The sequence below is a fragment of the Hydrocarboniphaga sp. genome (genome assembly GCF_028291725.1).
Taxonomy (GTDB): domain Bacteria; phylum Pseudomonadota; class Gammaproteobacteria; order Nevskiales; family Nevskiaceae; genus Hydrocarboniphaga.
On sequence record NZ_JAQGNT010000012.1, the window covers coordinates 14,403 to 35,817 of the forward strand.

The 21,415-nt window shown below is 64.0% G+C and carries 20 protein-coding genes and 1 tRNA gene; 8 read left to right on the forward strand and 13 right to left on the reverse strand.

What is annotated here, in order from left to right:
• Window positions 1–255 precede the first annotated feature (255 nt).
• Both JWQ90_RS03820 and JWQ90_RS03825 read left to right on the forward strand, forming a co-directional pair.
• Window positions 256–906: a TetR/AcrR family transcriptional regulator gene (locus tag JWQ90_RS03820; protein ID WP_299689646.1), complete on the forward strand. Its 651-nt coding sequence runs from the start codon at window positions 256–258 to the stop codon at window positions 904–906.
• A gap of 367 nt (window positions 907–1,273) precedes the next feature.
• Complete coding sequence (locus JWQ90_RS03825; RefSeq protein WP_299689649.1) at window positions 1,274–2,356, forward strand: fatty acid desaturase; 1,083 nt, start codon at window positions 1,274–1,276, stop codon at window positions 2,354–2,356.
• 91 nt (window positions 2,357–2,447) lie between these two features.
• Here JWQ90_RS03825 and JWQ90_RS03830 read toward each other — a convergent pair whose 3' ends face one another.
• The 3 genes from JWQ90_RS03830 to typA all read right to left on the reverse strand — a co-directional run bounded on the left by JWQ90_RS03830 (window position 2,448) and on the right by typA (window position 6,664).
• Window positions 2,448–2,792 (reverse strand): hypothetical protein, encoded by a 345-nt coding sequence (locus tag JWQ90_RS03830; RefSeq protein WP_299689652.1) that lies wholly within the window; start codon window positions 2,790–2,792, stop codon window positions 2,448–2,450.
• A 134-nt stretch (window positions 2,793–2,926) separates the two neighbouring features.
• Complete coding sequence (locus JWQ90_RS03835; protein ID WP_299689655.1) at window positions 2,927–4,717, reverse strand: OmpA family protein; 1,791 nt, start codon at window positions 4,715–4,717, stop codon at window positions 2,927–2,929.
• 120 nt (window positions 4,718–4,837) lie between these two features.
• Window positions 4,838–6,664 carry a translational GTPase TypA gene (typA, locus tag JWQ90_RS03840; RefSeq protein WP_299689658.1) on the reverse strand — a complete coding sequence of 609 codons (1,827 nt, stop codon included), beginning with the start codon at window positions 6,662–6,664 and terminating at the stop codon, window positions 4,838–4,840.
• A 226-nt stretch (window positions 6,665–6,890) separates the two neighbouring features.
• Between typA and JWQ90_RS03845 the strand changes: the two genes are divergently transcribed.
• Window positions 6,891–8,900, forward strand: a complete 2,010-nt coding sequence (locus JWQ90_RS03845) for an APC family permease (RefSeq protein WP_299689661.1) — start codon at window positions 6,891–6,893, stop codon at window positions 8,898–8,900.
• Between the two features lie 40 nt (window positions 8,901–8,940).
• Here JWQ90_RS03845 and JWQ90_RS03850 read toward each other — a convergent pair whose 3' ends face one another.
• Both JWQ90_RS03850 and purT read right to left on the reverse strand, forming a co-directional pair.
• Window positions 8,941–9,828, reverse strand: a complete 888-nt coding sequence (locus tag JWQ90_RS03850) for a DNA-formamidopyrimidine glycosylase family protein (RefSeq protein WP_299689664.1) — start codon at window positions 9,826–9,828, stop codon at window positions 8,941–8,943.
• A gap of 11 nt (window positions 9,829–9,839) precedes the next feature.
• Window positions 9,840–11,039: a formate-dependent phosphoribosylglycinamide formyltransferase gene (purT, locus tag JWQ90_RS03855; RefSeq protein WP_299689667.1), complete on the reverse strand. Its 1,200-nt coding sequence runs from the start codon at window positions 11,037–11,039 to the stop codon at window positions 9,840–9,842.
• A gap of 141 nt (window positions 11,040–11,180) precedes the next feature.
• Here purT and JWQ90_RS03860 point away from each other — a divergent pair, with 141 nt between their 5' ends.
• Window positions 11,181–11,678: a hypothetical protein gene (locus tag JWQ90_RS03860; protein WP_299689670.1), complete on the forward strand. Its 498-nt coding sequence runs from the start codon at window positions 11,181–11,183 to the stop codon at window positions 11,676–11,678.
• Here the strand turns inward: JWQ90_RS03860 and mutM are convergent.
• Genes mutM through JWQ90_RS03885 form a run of 5 tightly spaced genes read right to left on the reverse strand, consistent with a single transcriptional unit; the run spans window position 11,669 to window position 16,456 of the window.
• Window positions 11,669–12,487 (reverse strand): bifunctional DNA-formamidopyrimidine glycosylase/DNA-(apurinic or apyrimidinic site) lyase, encoded by an 819-nt coding sequence (gene mutM, locus JWQ90_RS03865; RefSeq protein WP_299689673.1) that lies wholly within the window; start codon window positions 12,485–12,487, stop codon window positions 11,669–11,671. The genes JWQ90_RS03860 and mutM overlap by 10 nt on opposite strands.
• 16 nt (window positions 12,488–12,503) lie before the next feature.
• Window positions 12,504–13,364 carry a DUF4340 domain-containing protein gene (locus tag JWQ90_RS03870; RefSeq protein WP_299689676.1) on the reverse strand — a complete coding sequence of 287 codons (861 nt, stop codon included), beginning with the start codon at window positions 13,362–13,364 and terminating at the stop codon, window positions 12,504–12,506.
• A 19-nt stretch (window positions 13,365–13,383) separates the two neighbouring features.
• Complete coding sequence (locus JWQ90_RS03875; RefSeq protein ID WP_299689679.1) at window positions 13,384–14,769, reverse strand: DUF4350 domain-containing protein; 1,386 nt, start codon at window positions 14,767–14,769, stop codon at window positions 13,384–13,386.
• Window positions 14,769–15,524, reverse strand: a complete 756-nt coding sequence (locus tag JWQ90_RS03880) for an ABC transporter permease subunit (RefSeq protein WP_299689682.1) — start codon at window positions 15,522–15,524, stop codon at window positions 14,769–14,771. The genes JWQ90_RS03875 and JWQ90_RS03880 overlap by 1 nt, the downstream gene beginning before the upstream one ends.
• The gene (locus JWQ90_RS03885; RefSeq protein WP_299689685.1) at window positions 15,521–16,456 is read right to left on the reverse strand and encodes an ABC transporter ATP-binding protein; all 936 of its coding nucleotides are present in this window, start codon (window positions 16,454–16,456) and stop codon (window positions 15,521–15,523) included. The genes JWQ90_RS03880 and JWQ90_RS03885 overlap by 4 nt, the downstream gene beginning before the upstream one ends.
• Before the next feature lie 273 nt (window positions 16,457–16,729).
• Between JWQ90_RS03885 and JWQ90_RS03890 the strand changes: the two genes are divergently transcribed.
• Together JWQ90_RS03890 and JWQ90_RS03895 are read left to right on the forward strand one after the other, a co-directional pair.
• Window positions 16,730–17,014, forward strand: coding sequence for an accessory factor UbiK family protein (locus JWQ90_RS03890; RefSeq protein WP_299689688.1), 285 nt, complete (start codon window positions 16,730–16,732; stop codon window positions 17,012–17,014).
• A 93-nt stretch (window positions 17,015–17,107) separates the two neighbouring features.
• Window positions 17,108–18,616, forward strand: a complete 1,509-nt coding sequence (locus JWQ90_RS03895) for a YifB family Mg chelatase-like AAA ATPase (RefSeq protein WP_299689690.1) — start codon at window positions 17,108–17,110, stop codon at window positions 18,614–18,616.
• Between the two features lie 76 nt (window positions 18,617–18,692).
• Here the strand turns inward: JWQ90_RS03895 and JWQ90_RS03900 are convergent, their stop codons facing one another.
• Both JWQ90_RS03900 and JWQ90_RS03905 read right to left on the reverse strand, forming a co-directional pair.
• A complete protein-coding gene (locus JWQ90_RS03900; RefSeq protein ID WP_299689692.1) occupies window positions 18,693–19,445 on the reverse strand; it encodes a TorF family putative porin in 753 nt (250 codons plus the stop codon).
• 290 nt (window positions 19,446–19,735) lie between these two features.
• Window positions 19,736–20,218: a c-type cytochrome gene (locus tag JWQ90_RS03905; protein WP_299689694.1), complete on the reverse strand. Its 483-nt coding sequence runs from the start codon at window positions 20,216–20,218 to the stop codon at window positions 19,736–19,738.
• Between the two features lie 277 nt (window positions 20,219–20,495).
• Between JWQ90_RS03905 and JWQ90_RS03910 the strand changes: the two genes are divergently transcribed.
• Window positions 20,496–20,572 (forward strand) — tRNA-Arg (locus tag JWQ90_RS03910).
• Between the two features lie 240 nt (window positions 20,573–20,812).
• Here the strand turns inward: JWQ90_RS03910 and JWQ90_RS03915 are convergent.
• Window positions 20,813–21,034 (reverse strand): helix-turn-helix transcriptional regulator, encoded by a 222-nt coding sequence (locus JWQ90_RS03915; RefSeq protein ID WP_299689696.1) that lies wholly within the window; start codon window positions 21,032–21,034, stop codon window positions 20,813–20,815.
• Between the two features lie 132 nt (window positions 21,035–21,166).
• Here JWQ90_RS03915 and JWQ90_RS03920 point away from each other — a divergent pair, with 132 nt between their 5' ends.
• The gene (locus JWQ90_RS03920) at window positions 21,167–21,406 is read left to right on the forward strand and encodes a hypothetical protein (RefSeq protein WP_299689699.1); all 240 of its coding nucleotides are present in this window, start codon (window positions 21,167–21,169) and stop codon (window positions 21,404–21,406) included.
• Window positions 21,407–21,415: the final 9 nt, after the last annotated feature.

Sequence of the window (21,415 nt, forward strand, 5' to 3'; positions counted from 1 at the left end):
TTCTATGGAGCTTGAGTCCACTCTGGCATCCCGGAATGCCCGATGCCCGCTTTCCCGAGGCAATTCACCCCGTCCGGGCCGCTTCCGGCGCCGCCGAATGGCCGAAATTCCGCCAAATTGCGCCGCTGGTCCGGAACTCAGGTATCGCTCAGTGACGGCTCTGCACCATGGGGGCAAGCGCCCGCCAAATCCGAGCCCGCCCTGGCGGCGGCGACGGCGCATCCAACTGACTGTTCGCAAGGAAAGCTATTTACCATGAACCAGCCGCTGACTCCGTTGATGCTCAAGGCCCTCGTTCCCGCGACCGCGCGCGGTGAAGCGACCCGGCGCAAACTGCTGGCTGCCGCCGAAGTCGAATTCGGTGCCCGCGGCTTCCACGCCGCCTCGGTGAGTTCGATCACCACCCGTGCCGACGTCGGCCAGGGTACGTTCTACCTGTACTTCCACAGCAAGGAAGAAATTTTCATCACGCTGGTCCGCGAAATCGGCCGCGCTTTGCGCACGCTGGCGGCCAAGGCCGGTGCCGCGGCACCGACCCGCCGCGCCGGCGAGCGCGAGGGGCTGGTTGCGCTGCTGCGCTACACGCTGGACTACCCGGGCCGCTACCGGATCGTGCAGGAATCGCAGTTCGTCGACGAAACCGTGTTCCGCGAATACCACGAACGCCTCGCGCGTAGCTATTCGCAGAGCCTGGTCGAGGCCACCGAGAGCGGTAACTTCAAACCGGGCGACGCTGACACCCGCGCCTGGGCGATTCTCGGCATCGGCCAATTTCTGGCCATGCGCTATTGCCTGTGGACCGGCCGTATGCCGGCGGACACGGTGATCGACAGCGCTATGGACATGATCGAAAACGGCATCGTGACCCCGTCAGGCCTGATGTCGCCGGTGCGTGTCGCCGCCTGATTCGCATCTGATACGAGCTTGACGCACACGCCGGGCATTGTGCCCGGTGATCGGGACGCGACCAGGGCTTGTAGTGCGGATGCTGCAACGGCCCAAAAGGATCCGCCTCTGGCCGGTCCTTTCGCAGTGTCCTTGCGATCGGACGAAAATCTCCGCCAAGCGGTGAGTTTTGCAAGCTTATTGACTATTTTTTGTCACATGGGTGCGCTAAAACCGCTGATAGAATGGTGGCGTGCCGGTCGCATTGCCGGTGCTTTCCGAGGGCTTCACTCCTCTCATGTCTTCATCCCCTGTTGTCGATTCGTCCAGCCAGCCAGTGCTTGCCGAAAAGCGGTCCTACAACTGGCCTGCCATCATTCTTTTCGGATTGAGCACGACGCTCGCGCTGACCGTCTTCCCCTGGTACGTGTGGAATTACGATTTCAGTGGCGCTGCATGGGTCTGGTTCGCGATCTTCCTGTATGCGAGCGGTTTGTCGATCACGGCAGGCTACCACCGCCTGTATTCGCACCGCGCCTACCAGGCTCACTGGAGCCTGCGCCTGTTCTATGCGCTATTCGGCGCACAGGCGCTGCAGAACAGCACCTTGGTCTGGTGCTCGATGCACCGCGTCCACCATCGCGAAGTCGACGACGAACAGCACGATCCGTATTCAGCACGCCGCGGTCTGTGGTATTCGCACATGGGCTGGATGCTGCGGGACGAGCCCTGCCACCGGTTCGACGAGAACATCGGCCGCGATCTGAACAACGATCCGATCGTGCGCTGGCAGCACAAGAACTACCTGGCGATCGCACTGGCGATGAACTTCGCGCTGCCCGCCCTGGTCGGCTGGGCGAGCGGCGATCTCTGGGGTACGGTCGTGCTCGCCGGCCTGATGCGTCTGGTGATCAACCATCACTTCACCTTCTTCATCAACTCGCTCGCCCACTACTGGGGTCGCCAGCCGTATACCGACGAGAACACCGCACGCGACAATGATTTCCTCGCGCTGCTGACTTACGGCGAGGGCTACCACAACTTTCATCACCTGTTTCAGTGGGATTACCGCAACGGCGTGCGTTGGTATCAATGGGACCCGACCAAGTGGTGGATTGCCGGGTTTTCCTGGTTGGGCCTGACCAGCGGCCTGCGCCGTACCCCGGAGTTCCAGATCCAGCGAGCCAAGCTGCAGCGCCAGTTCGAGCGTGCCAAGGAGCGTCTGGCCAAGGCCGAGGCGGGTGGCCGCTTCGCGCATCTGCAGCTGCTGCTCGAGCACGAATTGCAGACCTTCTCGGCTACGCTTTCGGAATGGGCGCGGCTGCAGCAGGAGAAATTCGAGCACGCCAAGCAGCAGTTGTCGGAGCATTGGGAGACCAGCGAAGTCCATCGCCGCATGCAGCTGCTGGAACAGACGCTACGCCACCAGCAGCGCCGCGTGCGGCTGTTGAGCCTGCAGGCGGTTGCGTAACAGCCCGACGAATATCGGGCGAGGCATAAAAAAAGCCGGCTATTTAGCCGGCTTTTTTTGTGCCTCGCGGTTGCGAACAGCGCAACAGAACCTAGTGGTGACGATCGTGATCGTACTCGACGTGACGATCATAGTCGCGACGACCATCGTAGTGGACGTCGCGTTCGTAATGCACGTCACGCCCATAGCGCGGCGGACCGTAGTAACGCGGGGCGTAGTACACCGGACGGGGCGCGTAATACACCGGCGCCGGGTAATAAACGCGTTCGCGATACACCGGAGCGTAAACCGGGGGGGGTGGTGCGTAGTAGTCGTTGTAATAGACACCCACGCCCGGAAGCGGCAGGCCGATTCCGATCGATACGTCGGTGCGCGCATTCGCGACACCTATACCACCCACCATCAACACGGCAGCGGCAAGCCATTTGTAGTTCATTGAAGCGCTCCGAAAAGGGCAATAAAGCGACTTCAATCTACCGCCTTGCAATGAACACGATCTGAACCGAACCATTGGCAGAATGCAGGATCGCTGCATTCTGCCGATATTGCTGGACGCCGCTTCGACGCCGTCTACTGGTCGCCGGTGACTTTGAACTCGACGCGGCGGTTGTTATCCCGGCCCGCTTCGGTGTCGTTGGTGTCGATCGGCACGGACTCGCCGTATCCAACTGCCTTGAGTCTGGCCGTCGCGACTCCCTGGGTATCGAGGTAGCGGATGACCGAATTGGCGCGTCGCTCTGACAGGCCGAGATTGTAGGAATCGGAGCCCAGGCTGTCAGTGTGGCCTTCGACGTCCAAACGGATCTGCGGGTAGGCTGCGAGCGTCTGAGCGACGTCGCCGAGGATCACCTTGGCGGGCGCAGTGAGGCGGTCGGAGTCGAACTCGAACTTCACGCCGCGCAGCACGAAGCGTTTGTCCAGAGCGCAGCCGCGCTCGTCGACTTTCTCGCCCGGCCGCGGTTTGCGGCAGTCGCCGACCGGCGCGCAGCCGTCAGGCAGCACCTTCAGACCTGCAGGAGTATTGGGGCAGTCGTCACGCGAGTCCGGGATGCCATCGCCGTCGGAGTCCAGCGGACAGCCATCCGGGCCGACCTGTTCGCCGGGAGGCGAGTTCGGGCACTTGTCGAGAGCATCCGGTACGCCGTCACCGTCCGAGTCGCGGAAGTCGCAGCCATTGGCGTCGACCTTGGTGCCGCGGACCGTGCCTGGGCATTTGTCGAGGTAGTCGGGCACGCCGTCGCCGTCCGCATCCATCGGGCAGCCGCGGGTGTCGACCGGAGTGCCCGGCGGCGTGCCTGGGCATTGATCGAGGTAGTCCGGCACGCCGTCGCCATCGGAGTCGGCGGGGCAGCCGTCCGCATTGACCGGCGCGCCGGCCGGCGTGCCGGGGCATTTGTCGAGATAATCGGGCACACCGTCCTGATCGAGATCGGTCGGGCAGCCGTCGGAGTACACCGTGACGCCCGCCGGCGTGTTCGGGCACTTGTCGAGGCGGTCCGGCACGCCGTCGCCGTCGGAGTCGGTGCCGCCGGTGCCGAGCGCATAGCGCAGCGACAGGCCGACGTTCTGCGATTGGTATTCGGTCTTCAGCGGCTGGCCCAGCGCGCTGCGGTACTCGGGCTGATCCGCATCGACGTAGCGATAGTCGAGCGACAGCGTCAGGTAGTCGGTCAGCAGGTAGGCGATGCCGCCGCCGAGCTGGAAGCCGAAAGTCGTGTCCTTGCCGTCGATCAGGCTGGGAACGCTGGTGTCGGTCTGCTGTGCGCCGACGCCGCCGCCCACATAGGGCAGCAGCTTGCCGAGGTTGATGTCGTACCAGGCGTTCGCCATCAGGCGCAGCGTCTTGACCTTGCCGTCGTAGCTCCGTGGAGATGGATCGGCAGGCGTGCCGTCGGCATTGCCGAAGCCCGAAGTCAGCGCGATCGTGTCGACGTCGGCTTCGCTGTAGTTGATGTTGAGCTCGGGCCGGAAACCGCCTTCGAACGCATAGCCGAACGTCAGGCCGCCGCCGAAGCCCCACTTGAAGTCGTAGCTGAAGCTCTGCGCCGGGATACCGGGAATCGCATCGACCGGAGCTGTCGGATCGACATCCGGCCCCAGAATGCAAAGGCCGAGCAGGCCCAGATTGCCCAGGTTGCCGAGCGACAGTATGCAATTGGTGCCGGTGGTACCGGGGACGCCGTTGCTGCCCGGAACGCCGGCGGCACTGGCATCGGCGGATTCGGGATGCGTGCCGAAGCCCTCGACACCGAAGTACCAGCCAGGTTGCCCGGCGGCTTCGGCTTGGGACGGAATGACCGCCGAGGCAGCCGCACACGCCATCAGGGCCGCAGCAGTAGCGGCTCTAAACTTGTAAAACATTGGATTCCCCAAAAAGCGCCCCGGATATGGACGCCGCCGGTTCCCGACGAACCTGACGGCCGCTACATCTATAGCGAAATTTAGGGGGAACTACTCAGTAAAAGCAAGCCCAACAGGCTGCTAGCCCGAACGCTTGCGCTCGTGTTCCTTCAGGAACTTCTTGCGGATGCGGATCGATTGCGGCGTCAGTTCGACCAGCTCGTCCTCGTTGATGAATTCCAGCGCCTGTTCCAGCGAGTGCTTCACCGGCGGCGTCAGCAGCACGGCTTCGTCGGAACCCGAGGCACGCATGTTCGTCAGCTTCTTGCCCTTGAGCACGTTGACGACGAGGTCGTTGTCGCGCGAATGGATACCGACGATCTGGCCTTCGTAGACCTCGATGGCCGGGTCCACCATCATGCGGCCGCGCTCCTGCAGGTTGAACAGCGCGTACGGCGCGGTCTTGCCGGTTTCGTTGGAGATCAGCACGCCGTTGTGGCGCTGGCCGATGTCGGCGTTATCCGCCTGCGGGCCGAAGTGGTCGAAGTTGTGGAACAGCAGGCCGGTGCCCGAGGTCATCGACATGAACTCGGTCTGGAAGCCGATCAGGCCGCGCGACGGAATCATGTAGCTGAGGCGGACGCGGCCCCTGCCGTCCATGACCATGTCCAGCATCTTGCCGCCGCGGCTGGCGAGCCCGGTGATCGCGCCGCCCTGGTTGGCTTCCTCCACATCCGCGATCAGCGACTCGTAGGGTTCGCAGAGGACGCCGTCGATCTCTTTGATGATCACCTGCGGACGCGCCACCGCGATCTCGTAGCCTTCGCGGCGCATGTTCTCGAGCAGGATGCCGAGGTGCAGCAGGCCGCGGCCGGAGACGCGGAACTGGTCGGGCGCCTCGCCCGGCTCGACGCGCAGCGCGACGTTGGTACGCAGCTCGCGCTGCAGGCGCTCGCCGATCTGGCGGCTGGTGACGAACTTGCCTTCCTTGCCCGCGAATGGCGACTTGTTGACCTCGAACACCATGCTCATGGTCGGCTCGTCGACCTGCAGCGTCGGCAACTGTTCCGGCACCTTCGGATCGCAGATCGTCTCGGAGATGCCGAGCTCGTCGATGCCGGTCAGCGCGACGATGTCGCCGGCCTCGGCCTCGGCCACTTCGATCTTGTCCAGGCCCATGAAGCCCAGCACCTGCAGCACGCGTCCCGTGCGCACCTTGCCGTCGCGGTTGACCACCGACACCGGGGAATTCGTCCTGATCTTGCCGCGCGAAATGCGGCCGGTGCCGATCACGCCGACGTAGCTGGAATAGGCCAGCGAGATGACCTGCATCTGGAACGGACCGTCCGGATCCACTTTCGGCGGCACGACCTTGTCGACGATGGTCTGGTACAGCGGGTCCATGTCGCCTTCGCGCACGTCGGAGCTGAGGCCGGCGTAGCCGTGCAGCGCCGAGGCGTAGACGATCGGGAAATCGAGCTGGGTGTCGTTGGCGCCGAGCTTGTCGAACAGGTCGAACACCTGGTCGACGACCCAATCGGGACGCGCGCCGGGACGGTCGACCTTGTTGATGACGACGATCGGGTTCAGGCCCATCGCGAAGGCTTTCTGCGTGACGAAGCGCGTCTGCGGCATCGGGCCGTCCTGCGCATCGACCAGCAGGCAGACCGAGTCGACCATCGACAGCACGCGCTCGACTTCGCCGCCGAAGTCGGCATGGCCGGGGGTGTCGACGATGTTGATCCGGTACTGCGTGTTGGTGCGCTTGTCGAGCCAGCGGATCGCGGTGTTCTTCGACAGGATGGTGATGCCGCGCTCGCGCTCCAGGTCGTTGGAGTCCATCACGCGCTCGCCGAGGTTTTCGCGGGCGTCGAGCGTCTGGGACTGGCGCAGCAGCTTGTCGACGAGAGTGGTTTTGCCGTGGTCGACGTGGGCGATGATGGCGATGTTGCGGAGATTCTGAATCACGAGAGAGGTACCAGAAACAAAATAAGTACGGGGCAGCAAGGCTGCCCCGTTTAGACAGTCCGGGCCACGGACGGCCCGGTCTTGGTCAGGGATGGCTAAAACGGCCGCGGAGTATACGTGGACGCAGTTGACACCGCATCTGTCATGCCACGCCTTCCGGCCGCGCTCGCGACTACAATGCTCGTTTTACGCCCACCCGAGCCTCGCCAGCGATGACGTTTCTGCAATGAGCATCCTGAACAAGGCACGCCGCGTGCTGGTCGGCAAGAAACTCGATCCGTTTGATCCCAAGACCCGGCACAACATCGCGCTGATCGCGATCCTGGCCTGGATCGGCCTCGGCGCCGACGGCCTGTCCTCGTCCTGCTACGGTCCCGAAGAAGCCTTCCTGGCGCTGGGCCAGCATACTGATATCGCGCTGTTTCTTGCGTTGGCGACGGCCGTCACCGTGTTCGTCATCGCGGCCAGCTACAACCAGGTCATCGACCTGTTTCCGTCCGGCGGTGGCGGCTACAAGGCCGCAACCAAGTTGATCGGGGCCAAGGCCGGCCTGATCAGCGGTTCCGCGCTGATCGTCGACTATGTGCTGACGATCGCGATCTCGGTGGCCAGTGGTGCCGACGCGCTGTACAGCCTGCTGCCGGCGAGCATGCATGGATGGAAGCTGGCCACCGAAGCCCTGCTGGTGGTCGGTCTGATGGTGCTCAACCTGCGCGGCATGAAGGAGTCGATCCGCGTGCTGGCGCCGATTTTTCTCGGCTTCGTCGTCACCCATGTCGCGCTGATCATCTACGGCATCGGTGCCCATGCCGACGCGATCGGCACGCTGTGGCCGAACAGCGTGGCCGAAGCCCAGAAGATCTCGAAGGAAAGCGGGGTCATGTTCGTGATCGCGCTGTTCCTGCGCGCGTATTCGATCGGCGGCGGCACCTACACCGGCATCGAGGCGGTGTCGAACAACATCAACATGCTCGCCGAGCCGCGCGTCAAGACCGGCCACTACACGATGTTCTACATGGCGGTTTCGCTGGCGCTGATGGCCGGCGGCATCATCATGCTGTACCTGCTGTGGGACGCGGCGCCAACGCCGGGCCAGACGCTGAACGCGGTGACGTTCCGCCAGATCATCGAGCAGATTTTCGGCAGCGGCAGCACTGCGAACATCGCGCTCGGGACCGTATTGTTGCTGGAGGCGGGCCTGCTGATGGTCGCAGCCAATACCGGCTTTCTCGGCGGCCCCGCGGTGCTCGCGAGCATGGCCTCGGATCGCTGGGTGCCGCGCCAGTTTCGCCAGCTCTCCAACCGCATGGTTACGCAGAACGGTGTGCTGGTGATGGGCATCGCGGCGCTGCTGATCGTGCTGGCCACACGCGGCCGGGTATCGCTGCTGGTCGTGCTCTACAGCATCAACGTGTTCATCACCTTCACGCTGACGCTGTTCGGTCTGTCGCGGCACTGGTGGCAGCAGCGCCGCTACATTTTGAAGTGGAAAGGTCCGCTGCTGCTGTCGCTGACGGGGCTGTCGGTCACCGCGTTCATGCTGACCGTGATCGTCGTCGAGAAATTTCTGCTCGGCGGCTGGGTGACGCTGGTCATCACCGGCGCGGTCGCCGCGCTGTGCGTGATCGTGCGTCGCCACTACGACGAAGTGCGTCGGCTGATGGCGCACGTTGATCAGTACGCGCCGCGTGTGAGCTGGCTTGAAGAGCTGCAATCGCCGCCGCTGGATCCGGCCGGCTGCACCGCGATTGTCCTGGTCGGTGCCAACCGCGGCGCCGGTTACCGCACGCTGGAATGGGTGCTCGACAAGTTCCCGGGCAAGTTCCGCAACTTCGTTTTCGTCGCGGTCGGCGAAGTCGATCGCGATGCCTTCGACAGCGCGCGCAGTCTCGCCGCACTGCAGGCGCGCCTGCAAAATTCGCTGGCCTACTTCATCGGCTACTGCGCGAGTCAGAATATCGCCGCGACTTCGTACGAGTCTTACGGCGCCGATCCGCAGAGCGAACTGACGAGCTTGGTCGATCAGGTGTTCGAGGACTATCCCGACAGCGTCTGTTTCGCCAGCCGCATCGTGTTCCGCAACGAGAATCTTTTCACTTCGATGCTGCACAACCAGCTGCCCCTTTCGGTGCAGCGTCATCTCCATGGACAGGGCCGCGAGATGATCGTGGTGCCGGTCAAGCTGACGGAAGCGGACACCAGGCCGAGCGCCCCGACGCGCCCGCCGGTGCATTGAAGCAGCGTCCGCAGCAGGTGGGCGAAAAACTCACAGCCTCTCAGGCGTCGTCGAGCGTCTTCGGCCAGCTGTCGTGCAACAGGCGCGACAGCGCACGGTCGGCCAGCAGCCGGCCCTCGGTCTGGCAGCGCGCGCAGTAGTTCGCCTCGTTGCTGCTGTAGACGATGCGCTGCACCGGCGAGCCGCAGTCCGGGCATGGCTTCAGATAGCGGCCGTGCACCGCCATTTGCGGATGAAAGGCGGTGACTCGGGGCGGCCAGCCGCCGTTGTGCGCCGCCTCGATGCGCAGCTGCTGTGTCCATTCGCTGAGCACCGCGCGGCTTGCCGCGTACAGGCGCGCCTGTTCGTCGCTGCTCAGGCCGCGCGTCTGCTTGAACGGTGACAGCCGCGCGCGATGCAGGATCTCGTCGGAATACGCGTTGCCGATGCCGGCAAAAATGCGCGGATCGGTCAGCGCCCGCTTGAGCGTGTGGTTTTCGCGCTGCAGGCGTTCGCCGAACGCGGCGGGCTCGAGTTCGAAGACTTCGGCTCCGCCGCGATCCAGCTCGGCGCTCGATGCGCTCGCGTCGAGTAGATGCAGGGCCGCGCGACGCTTCTTGCCGGATTCGGTCAGTAGCAGCGTGCCCTTGTCGAAGTCGAACGCGGCGAGTCCGCTGCCCTTGGGTAGCGCCGCTTTCGGCTTCTTCCAGTGCAGGCGCCCGAGAATCATCAGGTGGATCACGGCGCGCATGCCGCCGTCGAACTCCAGTACCAGGCGCTTGCCGATGCGTCCGGTGCTCTGCAGCTTGCGGCCCAGAAAAGCAGCGGGCGGCGGCGTTACCGAGCGCAGCAGGAACGGATGGCCGATGCGCAGTCCGGTCAGGCGCTGGCCGAGCGCGCGCGCCTCGATGCATTCCAGGTAGACACTGAGATCGGGCAGTTCCGGCATCGAGGCGCGCGCTATTCCGGCGCGACGTGGATTTTTGCAGCAGCTCGCCGTGCTGTGGCGCGCGCCGCATCAATGTCGGCGCCGAGCGCCAGCGCCACACCCATGCGGCGGCGTCCGACGATCTCGGGTTTGCCGAACAGTCGCAACTGCGTATCCGGCTCGGCCAGTGCCTCGGCGACACCGCTGAAACCCGGCGCGACCCGATCACCTTCCAGCAGCAGTGCACAGGACGCCGCGGCGCCACGCTGCGCAATGTTCGGAATCGGCAGGCCGAGAATCGCGCGCGCATGCAGCGCGAACTGCGACAGATCCTGCGCGATCAAGGTGACCAGCCCGGTATCGTGCGGACGCGGCGAGACCTCGCTGAAAATCACTTCGTCGCCCTTGATGAACAGCTCGACGCCGAACACGCCGCGGCCGCCGAGATTGGCGGTGATCGCGGCCGCGATCTGTCGTGCACGCTCCAGCGCCTTCTCCGACATCGGATGCGGCTGCCAGGATTCGCGGTAGTCGCCGTCGATCTGCAGATGGCCGATCGGCGCGCAGAACGAAGTCTGCACGGCGTCGGCACTCGCACCATGGCGCACCGTCAGCAGCGTGATTTCGTAGTCGAAATCGACGAAGCCTTCGACGATCACACGGCCCGCGCCGGCGCGGCCGCCGGCCTGTGCGTAATCCCAGGCTTGTTGGATGTCGGCTGCGCTCTTGATCAGACTCTGGCCCTTGCCTGACGAGGACATCAGCGGTTTTACGACGCAGGGAATTCCCAGCGCTTCCACCGCGAGTTCGAACTCGGTTCTGTTGTCGGCAAAGCGGTAAGGAGAGGTCGGCAAACCCAGTGTCACCGCGGCGAGATGGCGGATGCCTTCGCGGTCCATCGTCAGCCGGGCCGCGCGTGCGGTCGGCACCACCTTCCAGCCTTCGGCTTCGAGTTCGAGCAGGGTCGGCGTATGGATCGCCTCGATTTCCGGAACGATCAGATGCGGCTTTTCGAGTTCGACGATGCGGCGCAGCTCGGCGCCGTCGAGCATCTTGAATACGTGGCGGCGATGGGCGACCTGCATCGCCGGCGCATTTTCATAGCGATCGCAGGCGATGCACTCGACGCCGAGCCGCTGCAATTCGATCACGACTTCCTTGCCCAGCTCGCCGGAGCCGAGCATCAGCACGCGGGTCGCGTTCGGGGACAGCGGAGTGCCAATGGAGCTCATGTGCGAATCACGCGCCGGGTGAAGCGCAATTATGCCCCGGTCATGGTTCAGCGGCAGGCCAGCATGGCGGCTTACTGTGGTCAGTCCATTCGATGAACAAGAACGGGTGGACCGGCAACCGCCGGAACCTGGAGGTGGCTTGTGAATCAAGGTCGGGGCATCGCCGCAACGCCAGCTGCCGCGACACTGCGCATTTCCTGGCCTGCGATCACCGCGATTTCCCTGGCGGCGATGGTGGCGGTGCTGCTCTTTGGATTGTTTTCATTGGCGCACAGCCATACGTCCTCGATGCCGGTTCAGGATAGTCCCGGATGGTTTCACGCCAGCGTCGTCGATTCCGACTCGCCGCGTGCGAAGCACTACCGCGACCGCAAACAGGAACTGGTGCATCTGCCGGATTCGAGCCCGGCCACGCTCGCAAGCAGCGCGGGTCAGCCGCAGGCGCTGCTGTTACCGCCGTCCAATTCGCTGGCCGATCATCGCGAGCGTGCCTTGCAAGCGGGAGCGGCTCTGGAGCCCGACAGCAGCGTGGTTTTGCCCGCTGTAACCGAGCAGGGCAAGCGCGTCGACTTCGTGATTGCGGCAGACGGCAGGACGCTCGCGTCGGCGCCGCGCCGGCCAGACGCTGCTCAGCGCTGACAGCGCGGGCAGAAGAAGCTCGAGCGCTGGCCGATCACGAGGCGCCTGATCGGTGTCGCGCAGCTTCGGCATGGCTGGGTATCGCGGCCGTACACGTACAGATCCTGCTGGAAATAGCCCGCGGCACCGTCGGCGCCGGCGAAGTCGCGCAGCGTCGTGCCGCCCTGCATGATCGCCTCGTTCAGCACGTCGCGGATCATCGACGCGAGCACCCGGTAGCGCGGCAGGCTGACGTCGCCGGCCGCGCGCGTGGGCCGGATACCGGCGCGGAACAGCGATTCCGCCGCGTAGATATTGCCGGCACCGACGACGATGCGTCCGTCCATCACGAAGCTCTTGATCGCTGCGCTGCGGCCGCGCGACATCCGGTGCAGATAATCACCGTCGAATTCGTCGGAGAACGGCTCAGGGCCCATGCCGGCGAGCAGTGGGTGGCTTGCGTCCGCATGCCGCCACAGCAGCACCGCGCCGAAGCGGCGCGGATCGTGGAAGCGCAGCATCTTGCCGTCGCCGAGTTCGATATCGACATGATCATGCTTGATCAGCGGATGGCCCTGATCGAGTACCAGCAGCCGGCCCGACATGCCCAGATGAATCAGCACGCGGTCGCCGTTGTCGAGGTGCAGCAGCAGATATTTGCCGCGCCGGCTGGTGCCGACGATCAACCGGCCGCGCAGCTGCTCGGCGAAATCCGGTGGCACCGGCCAGCGCATCCGCGCCTCGCGCACCAGCACGCGGCTGATGCGGCGATCGACGACGTAGGGCTCGACGCCGCGCCGTATCGTTTCGACTTCGGGCAGCTCGGGCATGCGGCTATCGCGGCTGTTACGGCGTCTGCGTTTTCGCGGCCGGGGCCGGCGTGCCGAGCTTCAGCAGCATGTCGATATCGGCCTTCGACAGCGTGTAGCGCACACCCAGGTCGGCACGCGACAACACCAGTTGCGGATCGCGGCTGACGATGTTGAAGCCCAGCGTGCGGCCGTCGGACAGCGTCAGCGTGACCGGCTCGGCCTTGGCATCTTCCGGATCGATGGCTGCATTGAACAGGGCCTTCGCATTCTTCCACGCGGTGATCACGGCGAGCAGCTGCTCGGGCCGGGCCTGCGGATGATCGGGCGAGAGCCAGACGCCGCCGGCAGTTTTCTCGATGCTCAGGCCAGGCGCCGCGATGCGCGTGATGTCGGCGCTGGCCGGCAGCAGATTCTTCGCGACCAGGTCGGAATAATCGGCGTCGAAGGCGGCGCTGCCCGGGTCGTCGATCAACTCGATCTGCTTGCCGTCGACCAGCACATAGCGGCGATATTTCAGCGGCTCTTCGCCGCCGAAATCGATGCTGTGCTCATTGAGCGTGATGCGATAGCGCGCAGGTGCCAGGCCCAGCTCCTTCAGATCGACTGCGGCCAGCGTCTGCTGCACGCCGGTATCGGCGAGGCCGACCAGGGCGTTGACCTCGAAAGGATCGGTTTCGGCCTGCACCGGTGCGGTCAGCATCCACACGCCGTTCTGCTTCGCCAGCCGGATCGCCGGCGAGCCCGGATGTTCGATCGCGATGCTGGTTACCGCGGCTTTTTCCACCGACGTCAGCGGCGGCTTTTTCTCCTCGGCCTTCTTCTGGCCGAACCAGACCGCGACGCCGAGGCCGGCGACGATCACCAGCAAACCGATATTCAGATGCGCGCGTTTCATGATGGGCTGGAGTCCGTATTTACTTGCGACGGCGCGCGAACCAGCGGCCGATGCCGATGCCGAGCAACAGCAGCGGCAGCACGATCACGAAGCCGCCCGCGAGCAGCGCGATCGCCCAGTCCGGCAGGAACAGATCCACGTCCGGCGCCTTGGGTATGTCGACATTCATCTGGCCGTCGCGCGCCGCGAGCCACTGGATCGTGTTCAGGCCGAGCTGCTGGTTGCCGAGCTGGCCGAGGTAGGCGTTGGAGATGAAGTCGGCATCGCCGATCGCGACGACGCGCTGCTGCGGCTTCGGCGGTGGCGGCGCGTCGGGCGCGGCCGGAGCTGGTGGCGGCGCGACCGCAGGGCGAGCACGAGTCAGCATCATGCCGATGTTCAGCGGCCCGGGAATATCGCCTTTCTCGGGCTCCATCTGCACCGGGCCGCCGTCGAGCGCGCCGGTTTCCAGCCACGCGGTTTCGGTGGTGACCAGCAGCGGAGCGGCGGTCCAGCCCGCGTCTTTCTTCGCGACCAGCGAACGCACCAGCGGGAACAGCGTGACCTGCTGCAAGCCGTCGGTGATCGGCGACGGCGGATAGCCGAGCGCCGCGTAAATGCCGGGATGGCCGGTGCCGAGCGCCTCGTATTCCGGAAAGATCGCGTAGCCGTTCTGCCAGGTGATGCCGAGCGAATCGGACACCGATTTCAAGCCCGGATCGTTGTCCGGATCGGCCAGCCACAGCAGGTTGCCGCCCTTGTCGACGTATTGCTGGATGATCTTGATTTCGCCGTCGAGCAGCGCCGAACGCGGGCTCGCGATCACCAGCACCGAGGTGTTGTCGGGGATCTGCGGCGTCTTCACCAGGTTCAGGCCCTGGATCTTCAGGCCCTTGTCCTTCAACACCTGCGCGAACTGCGAGATCGCCTCGGGCCCCGCGCTGTTGGTGTCGCGCTCGCCGTGGCCTTCGAGGAACACGATCCAGTTGTCGCCGGTGTACGACAGGCGCTGCAGCGCGGTGGTGATAGCCTGCTCCGACAGGCCGTGCAGATTCTCGCGGCGGCCCTGGTATTCCAGCACCACTTCACCGGCCGAGGCGATGTTGTACTCGCGCACTTTCTGCGGCGCGCTGGACGGATCGATGTACTGCACCTCGATGTCCGACTTGACGCGCTTGTAGCGGTCGACGAAGAAATCGATAGCCGCCCGCTCGTCCGCGCCGGGATACGAGAACGCGATGAACTTCAGTGGCGACTTCATCGATTGCAGCTGTTTCTGGCTGGCTTCGGTCAAGGTGTTGCGCTTGCCGGCGGTCCAGTCCCAGTGCGCGTCATAGCGCACCGACAGCCAGCCGAGCATCACCAGCACGGCGACGAACAGCAGGCCGCTGATCACCTGCTGCAGATAGAGATTTTTCTTTTTCATTAGTTACGTTCCATGTCCAGACGCAGAACCGTCAGCCACAGGAACAGTGCGGTGAACAGCAGGTAATAGACGACGTCCGACGCGTGGAACAGGCCGCTGATCAGATCCTGGTAATGGCTGATCAACGACAGATACTCGAAGACGCTCTTGAAGCTGCTGTCGAACTGCGCCGGCATGCGCAGCAGCCAGACCAGCAGCAGCAGGCCGAAAGCGCCGATCGCGGCGATCGTCGGCTCCTTGGTCAGCGACGAGATGAACATGCCGGCCGCGCCGAACGACATCGTGATCAGGAACAGGCCGAGCAGGCCGGCAGCGAGACGACCGAGGTCGAGATGGACGGCCGGCAGCAGCGCCGCCGGCATCGCGGCCAGCAACAGGATCAGCGCACCGACGAAACTCAGCAGGCCGAAGAACTTGCCGAGCACGATATCCGTCAGCGACACCGGTGCCGAGAACAGCAGGGTCAGCGTATTGCTTTTGCGCTCTTCGGCGAACAGCCGCATCGTCATCAGCGGCATCACCAGCAGCAGCACGATCGTCGCGGTGCCGTACAGGCCGCCGCCGATGTAGTCGGACACGCCGGTGTACTGGTCGGCGGTTTCATAGTTGCGCAGGTACTGCATCAGCATGCCGATGTAGACCCAGCCGAAGATCACCTGGGTGATCGCGAGCACCGCCCAGGCCAGCGGCGACACGAAGATGCGGCGCGCCTCGTGGCGCGCGATGGTGATGATCGGGTTGGACAGCGGACTCATGCGGCTTCTCTCAGGGTGGCGTCACCCGATGTCAGTTCGACGAAGATTTCTTCCAGGCTGCGCGTCTCGAGCCGCAGTTCGAGCAGGCCCCAGTTGCGCTGCACCGAGGTGGTGACCAGATCAGCGCGCGGATCGGCACCGTCGGCGAGTTCCAGCAGGAAGCGTCCGGCCGGGCCGGTATCGACTTTCAGCACGCCGGCGAATTGCAGCTCGGCGGCCGGCGGCGGATTGGCGAACGCGGCGACCAGGCCTTTCTTCCCCAGGTGCGCATCGATGCTGGCGTCGTAGACCAACCTGCCGGCGTTGATGATCATCACGCGGCCGCAGACCGCGGTGATCTCCGGCAGGATGTGGCTCGACAGGATCACGCTGTGATTCTTGCCGAGTTCGGCGATCAGGCTGCGGATTTCGCGGATCTGGATCGGGTCCAGGCCCACGGTCGGCTCGTCCAGCACGACCACGTCGGGCCTATGGATGATTGCCTGCGCCAGGCCGACGCGCTGCTGGTAGCCCTTGGACAGGTTGCCGATCAGCCGCGAGCTCATGTGCGCCAGGCCGCAGTCGCGCTTGGCGTCGGCCACTGCCTCCGCGCGCTGCTTTTTGGCGATGCCGTGCAGGCCGGCGCAGAAGCCCAGGTATTCATCGACGGTCAGCTCCGGGTACACCGGCGGCTGCTCCGGCAAGTAGCCCAGATGACGCTTGGCCGCCTGCGGTTCTTCGCGCAGGCTGATGCCGCGAATCAGCACGTCGCCGCTGCTGGGCGCGAGGTTGCCGGTCAGCATCTTCATGCTGGTCGACTTGCCGGCGCCGTTCGGGCCGAGCAGGCCCAGCACCTCGCCTTTCTTCAGCGTCAGATTGAAATCGCCCACCGCGAGGTTGGGGCCGTAACGGCGCGTCAGTGAGCGCGCCTCGATCAACGAATCGCTATCCATCGGTATGGTTCTGGTTCTTGGGTCAGGGGTCGTGCCGAACTCGGCGGGCCTGATTGCTCAAGGCCTGCCCGGGCCGCGGGTGGGACCGCGCGGGCGCCGGTGGGTTCCGTGCCGGTGCCCGCGCGGTGGCCGGTTGCGGCCATCGCCGGCCATTGTACGGTCAGATCGTGTGCGGCCCTGTCGTCGATCACCGTCGGGCACCGCCGGTTCAGCGCCGGCAGCTAAACTGGGCGCCGCTTACCGATCCGACCACCCGCCGCGTTGGAGTTGCTCATGCTCGACCCGCAGAAAATCGAAGACGTGGCCGCCCGGCTGGCGTCGGTGCTACCCCCGGGCCTGCTCGGCCTGCGCCGCGAGCTGGAGGAGAACTTCCGCGTCGTGCTGCGCGCCAACCTCGAGCGCTTCGACCTGGTGTCGCGCGAGCGCTTCGACATCCAGGCGCAGCTGCTGTCGCGCACCCAGGAGCGCCTGCTGCAACTCGAGCAGCGGCTTGCGCATCTGGAAAGCGAGCCGCTGCATTTGCAGAAAACGACCCAGGCCGGCGAAGGCGAACTTTGACCGCAGACCTGTAGGAATTTTTTCGGTCACTTTCGGTAGCTTAATGAGCGCTAGTTCCGTGCGCCGACCGAGTGCTGTCGGCATGCTCAGCGCATGTCGCTCGCCACCGTGCTCAGCCGTGCCCAGAATGGACTGACAGCCGATCTGGTCCGCGTCGAAGTGCATCTCGCCAATGGCTTGCCGGGGCTCGCGATCGTCGGCCTGCCCGAGGCCGCGGTCCGCGAAGCCAAGGATCGGGTCAAGGCCGCGATCACCACCTGCGGCTACGAGTTCCCGGCCCGCAGAATCACCTGCAACCTGGCGCCGGCCGATCTGCCCAAAGAGGGCGGTCGCTTCGACCTGGCGATCGCGCTCGGCATTCTCGCGGCGTCCCAGCAGATACCGGCCGAGCGGCTGGCCGGGCTCGAAGTCCTCGGCGAGCTGTCGCTGTCCGGCGAACTGCGCGCGGTGCGCGGCGCCTTGCCGGCGGCGCTGCAGGCCAAGCGAGCGGGCCACGCCCTGATCGTGCCGCTGGCGAATGCGGACGAAGCGGTGCTCGCCGCCGGCGTGCGCATCATCGCCGCGCGACACCTGAGCGAGCTTTGCGGCGCGCTGCATGCGGGCGAGCTGGCCGAATACCTCGCGACGAATTCCGCTTTCGATATTGCGGTCGACGGTCCGGATCTCGCCGAGGTCCGCGGCCAGCCGATGGCGCGCCGCGCGCTGGAAATCGCCGCGGCCGGAGGCCATTCCCTGCTGATGGTCGGCCCGCCGGGCTCAGGCAAGAGCATGCTGGCCGCGCGTCTGCCCGGGCTGCTGCCGCCAATGAGCGAGGACGAAGCGATCCAGGTGGCGGCGATCGCATCGGTCGCGACCAGTGGTTTCGATCCCCGCAACTGGCGGCGCCGGCCGTTTCGCAGCCCGCATCACACCGCCAGCGGCGTTGCGCTGGTGGGCGGTGGATCGTCGCCGCGGCCGGGCGAGATAACGCTCGCGCATCTCGGCATCCTCTTCCTGGACGAAATCCCGGAGTTCGACCGCCGCGTGCTCGAGGTTTTGCGCCAGCCGCTGGAAACCGGAGAGATCACCATCTCACGCGCGGCGCAGCAGCAGGACTTCCCGGCGAGGTTTCAGCTGATTGCGGCAATGAACCCCTGCCCTTGTGGGTTTCTGGGCGATCCGGAGAGCCGCTGCCGCTGCACGCCCGACCAGGTCGCGCGCTATCGCGGCCGCATATCGGGGCCGCTGCTCGACCGCATCGATCTGCAGATTTTCGTGCCGCGTATCGAACGGCAGGCCTTGCTGCAACCAGCGGTTGCGGTCGAATCGAGCGCGGATGTGCGCGTCCGGGTCAGTGCCGCGCGCGAACGCCAGATGCAAAGGGCTGGCAAACCGAACGTGCTGCTGAATGCGACCGAACTCGAGCGCGACTGCGCACTGGACGCAGCGACGCGCGCCTTGATCGAGGCGGCGATGCAGCGCCTGAGACTGTCGGCGCGCGGCTATCACCGGGTGCTGCGCGTCAGCCGCACGATCGCCGATCTGGCGCATCTGCCGACGCTGACGCCGGCCCATGTCGCCGAGGCGCTGCGCTACCGCGAATTCGAGCGCTCGGGTGTCTGAATACGCCTTGATCGGCCTCACGGCCGACCGCAAAAAAAGGGCTGCCGAAGCAGCCCTTTCTTAAGACGGCGAAAGCTTACAGATCGAAGGTCTTTTTCAGACCGATGACGATCGACGGCTTATCGGTCTTCTCGTTGCCGGAACCATCGTCGGGCTTCAGATTGGTGCCAACCACGGCCAGAGTGGCGGTGAAGCCGCCATCCAAGGTCTTGGCGATGCCAACGCTGTAATCGATGTAGCTGTCCGTGACTTCGCAGTACGCTACATTCGGGCAGAAACCACCGGCCGCGTCATCCGAAGATGATGTGTAGCCGATAGATCCCGTCAAGTTCAGGGTTTCGCTAAGCGGAAACGCGCCCGAGGCCACAAAGTAAAGATTCTTCAGATCGCCACCACCCGGTTCTTTGGCGCCGAAATAGCTGGGGCTGTAATAAGCCTTGAAAGTGACCGGCCCCACCAGAAGTCCGGCGTACACTTCCACCGTATTGGCATCGGGATACAGGCCGCCCGGTTCGCCTTTTTCGGGGTAAATGTAGCCAATGGCGCCCACATCAATCCCGATAAGATCCGTGAATTTCTTGGTGAACCCGCCATAGAGATCGAGTTCAGTTCCGCCAGCGCCCCAATCGATGTTCGAAGCCCAGGTGCCAACGTACAGCCCGGAGTCGAAAGCGTAATCGAGTCCGCCCTGGATCGAGGGATCGTCCGGATTCTGTGACAGGCCGCGGAACATGTATTCGCTAACGCCGCCAACGTTGCCCGTGGCACCGGCGAACGCACTGCTGCTCGCCAGCATGGCTGCGGCGACAACGAGACCCTTCATCTTCATAAGCAAAACCTCTCCTGTGGAATGGAATGACCAACGCGCCAAGCAACCCCAAACAGGCCGGCGCCGCCCGTGAACGATCGATACGATCGTCTCTGCCCCTTTTAGTGGCCCCGCTATCGCGAAACGACTGAGGACCCCTGTGAATGAGGCCGGATTTCCCTCATTTTCTGCCCGGCCAATTCCCTAGTCCGAGCTGTAAAGCAAACGTCATGCCGATCCCCTAAGCCGTGGTTCAGGTCGCGGGGCAACGGAAAAGCCCGCTATCGCGGGCTTCGTCGGGGATCTTGAGTTTAGCCGCCGCTCTTCTTGAGCATGAATTCCACGGCTGCGTGCATCTCGTCGTCGCTCAGGTCGGGATCGCCGCCCCGCGCCGGCATGCTGTTGATGCCCGCAATGGCCTTCTTGGTCAGCCCGTCCAGGCCGCCCTGACTTTTGGAGCGCTCGCCCCAGGCCGCAGCGTCGCCGATCTTCGGCGCATTCAACACGCCGGTGCCGTGGCAGGCGCTGCAGACCTTGGTGACCACCTCTTCACCGCCCATGGCCGCGCGAGCCGGCTTGGCGGTCGCCTTGAGCAGCGCAGCCGGGTCGGTAAAGACCTGGGTCACCGGCTTGATTCGGTTGTTCAGCGCCGCCATCTGGTCGGCGTCCGGTGCCGGCAGACTCGGGATCACCAGGCGGGCAACCGCAGCAATCACGAAGGCGATACCGGCAAGAATGCCGATTACGACGCTGAAATTGACGAAGAAAACCTTGTCGTGATTCTGCTGTTCCAAAACTGGCTCCCCTACGAGGTGGCTTGGCCCAAAAGCGGCGCGAAGTATAACGGGCAAGTGATTCGCTTAGTAAGCGTTGGGTTAGCACGCACCACCACTCGAGTCGGCGGCGAGCCGTGGTTTCTGCAGCTAATATGCGCGCCGGGCCAGGGATCGAGTCTCGTGACCGGCCGGCTCGTTGTAGAATCCGCCGCACGCGCTCGTAGCTCAGCTGGATAGAGTACTGCCCTCCGAAGCACGACTCATTTCTGAGGGATGGGGCGTAAATGTAGTCAAAGCGCTTGTAGCTCAGCTGGATAGAGTACTGCCCTCCGAAGGCAGGGGTCACTGGTTCGAATCCAGTCAAGCGCACCAAAATCAATAACTTAGAGCCTCAGTCCGCTGTGCGGGTTGGGGCTCTTTGTGTTGTGCAGTTGTTCCGGTCAGCCATTCTTTTGAGTGCCTCCCTGCTTTGGGCGCAATGCCTGATTTTCGGGGCGGAGACCGAACTGAGACCATCCAGGGACCATCTGAGACCGGGCAAATCTAGTCTCAACAAATTTGACTGGATCCTCGAGACCGCTCGCCATGCGCGATGTTGGTGCAGTCAGCAAATCACTCTGGAACGTACTCGGCCAAATCTTCTATGCGACAGCCGAAGTAGCGGCATAGCCGGTCGAGGGTCTCGGTGCCGGTTCCATAGCCTTTTTGATTGAGAAGTCGCGACAGCGTGATCCGAGAAACATCGGCATCACTGGCAACTTCATTGATCGTGAGCAAGCGCCCTTCGCGGAATTGCTTCTCCGCCATCAGCTCCCGCAGTTTAAATCTGATCATTGATACGTTTGAATCAAAAAAGATGCAGGCGGAGTTGACACGCGGCCGTGAATGTATATAATTTGATTCATAGGCATCACATTTGTTCTTTGTGCAGCTTATTTGAAACCCTTAGATCACGGAGATTAGCACATGGAGCAAACGTACCTGACGACAGATGAGTTGAGCGCGCGGATCAAATATGACGCGCGGACGATAAGAAATCGCCTGAAGGACTCGGTCCTACTTGAAGGCACGCACTACATTCGGCCTTTCGGCGGAAGAAAGATTCTCTTTCTCTGGGAGGCCATTGAACGCGACATGAAGGCTAGCCTGAGCGCGTCGCTGATGAAGGGCATCCCGCTGGCCTCCGGAGCGATCTGCAATGGCTAGCGTGAATGT

Coding starts and splice junctions, on each gene's coding strand:
- JWQ90_RS03820 (WP_299689646.1), top strand. CDS start 256: ATGAACCAGCCGCTGACTCCGTTGATGCTCAAGGCCCTCGTTCCCGCG.
- JWQ90_RS03830 (WP_299689652.1), bottom strand. CDS start 2,792: ATGAACTACAAATGGCTTGCCGCTGCCGTGTTGATGGTGGGTGGTATA.
- JWQ90_RS03835 (WP_299689655.1), bottom strand. CDS start 4,717: ATGTTTTACAAGTTTAGAGCCGCTACTGCTGCGGCCCTGATGGCGTGT.
- JWQ90_RS03845 (WP_299689661.1), top strand. CDS start 6,891: ATGAGCATCCTGAACAAGGCACGCCGCGTGCTGGTCGGCAAGAAACTC.
- JWQ90_RS03850 (WP_299689664.1), bottom strand. CDS start 9,828: ATGCCGGAACTGCCCGATCTCAGTGTCTACCTGGAATGCATCGAGGCG.
- purT (WP_299689667.1), bottom strand. CDS start 11,039: ATGAGCTCCATTGGCACTCCGCTGTCCCCGAACGCGACCCGCGTGCTG.
- mutM (WP_299689673.1), bottom strand. CDS start 12,487: ATGCCCGAGCTGCCCGAAGTCGAAACGATACGGCGCGGCGTCGAGCCC.
- JWQ90_RS03870 (WP_299689676.1), bottom strand. CDS start 13,364: ATGAAACGCGCGCATCTGAATATCGGTTTGCTGGTGATCGTCGCCGGC.
- JWQ90_RS03875 (WP_299689679.1), bottom strand. CDS start 14,769: ATGAAAAAGAAAAATCTCTATCTGCAGCAGGTGATCAGCGGCCTGCTG.
- JWQ90_RS03880 (WP_299689682.1), bottom strand. CDS start 15,524: ATGAGTCCGCTGTCCAACCCGATCATCACCATCGCGCGCCACGAGGCG.
- JWQ90_RS03885 (WP_299689685.1), bottom strand. CDS start 16,456: ATGGATAGCGATTCGTTGATCGAGGCGCGCTCACTGACGCGCCGTTAC.
- JWQ90_RS03890 (WP_299689688.1), top strand. CDS start 16,730: ATGCTCGACCCGCAGAAAATCGAAGACGTGGCCGCCCGGCTGGCGTCG.
- JWQ90_RS03895 (WP_299689690.1), top strand. CDS start 17,108: ATGTCGCTCGCCACCGTGCTCAGCCGTGCCCAGAATGGACTGACAGCC.
- JWQ90_RS03900 (WP_299689692.1), bottom strand. CDS start 19,445: ATGAAGATGAAGGGTCTCGTTGTCGCCGCAGCCATGCTGGCGAGCAGC.
- JWQ90_RS03915 (WP_299689696.1), bottom strand. CDS start 21,034: ATGATCAGATTTAAACTGCGGGAGCTGATGGCGGAGAAGCAATTCCGC.
- JWQ90_RS03920 (WP_299689699.1), top strand. CDS start 21,167: ATGGAGCAAACGTACCTGACGACAGATGAGTTGAGCGCGCGGATCAAA.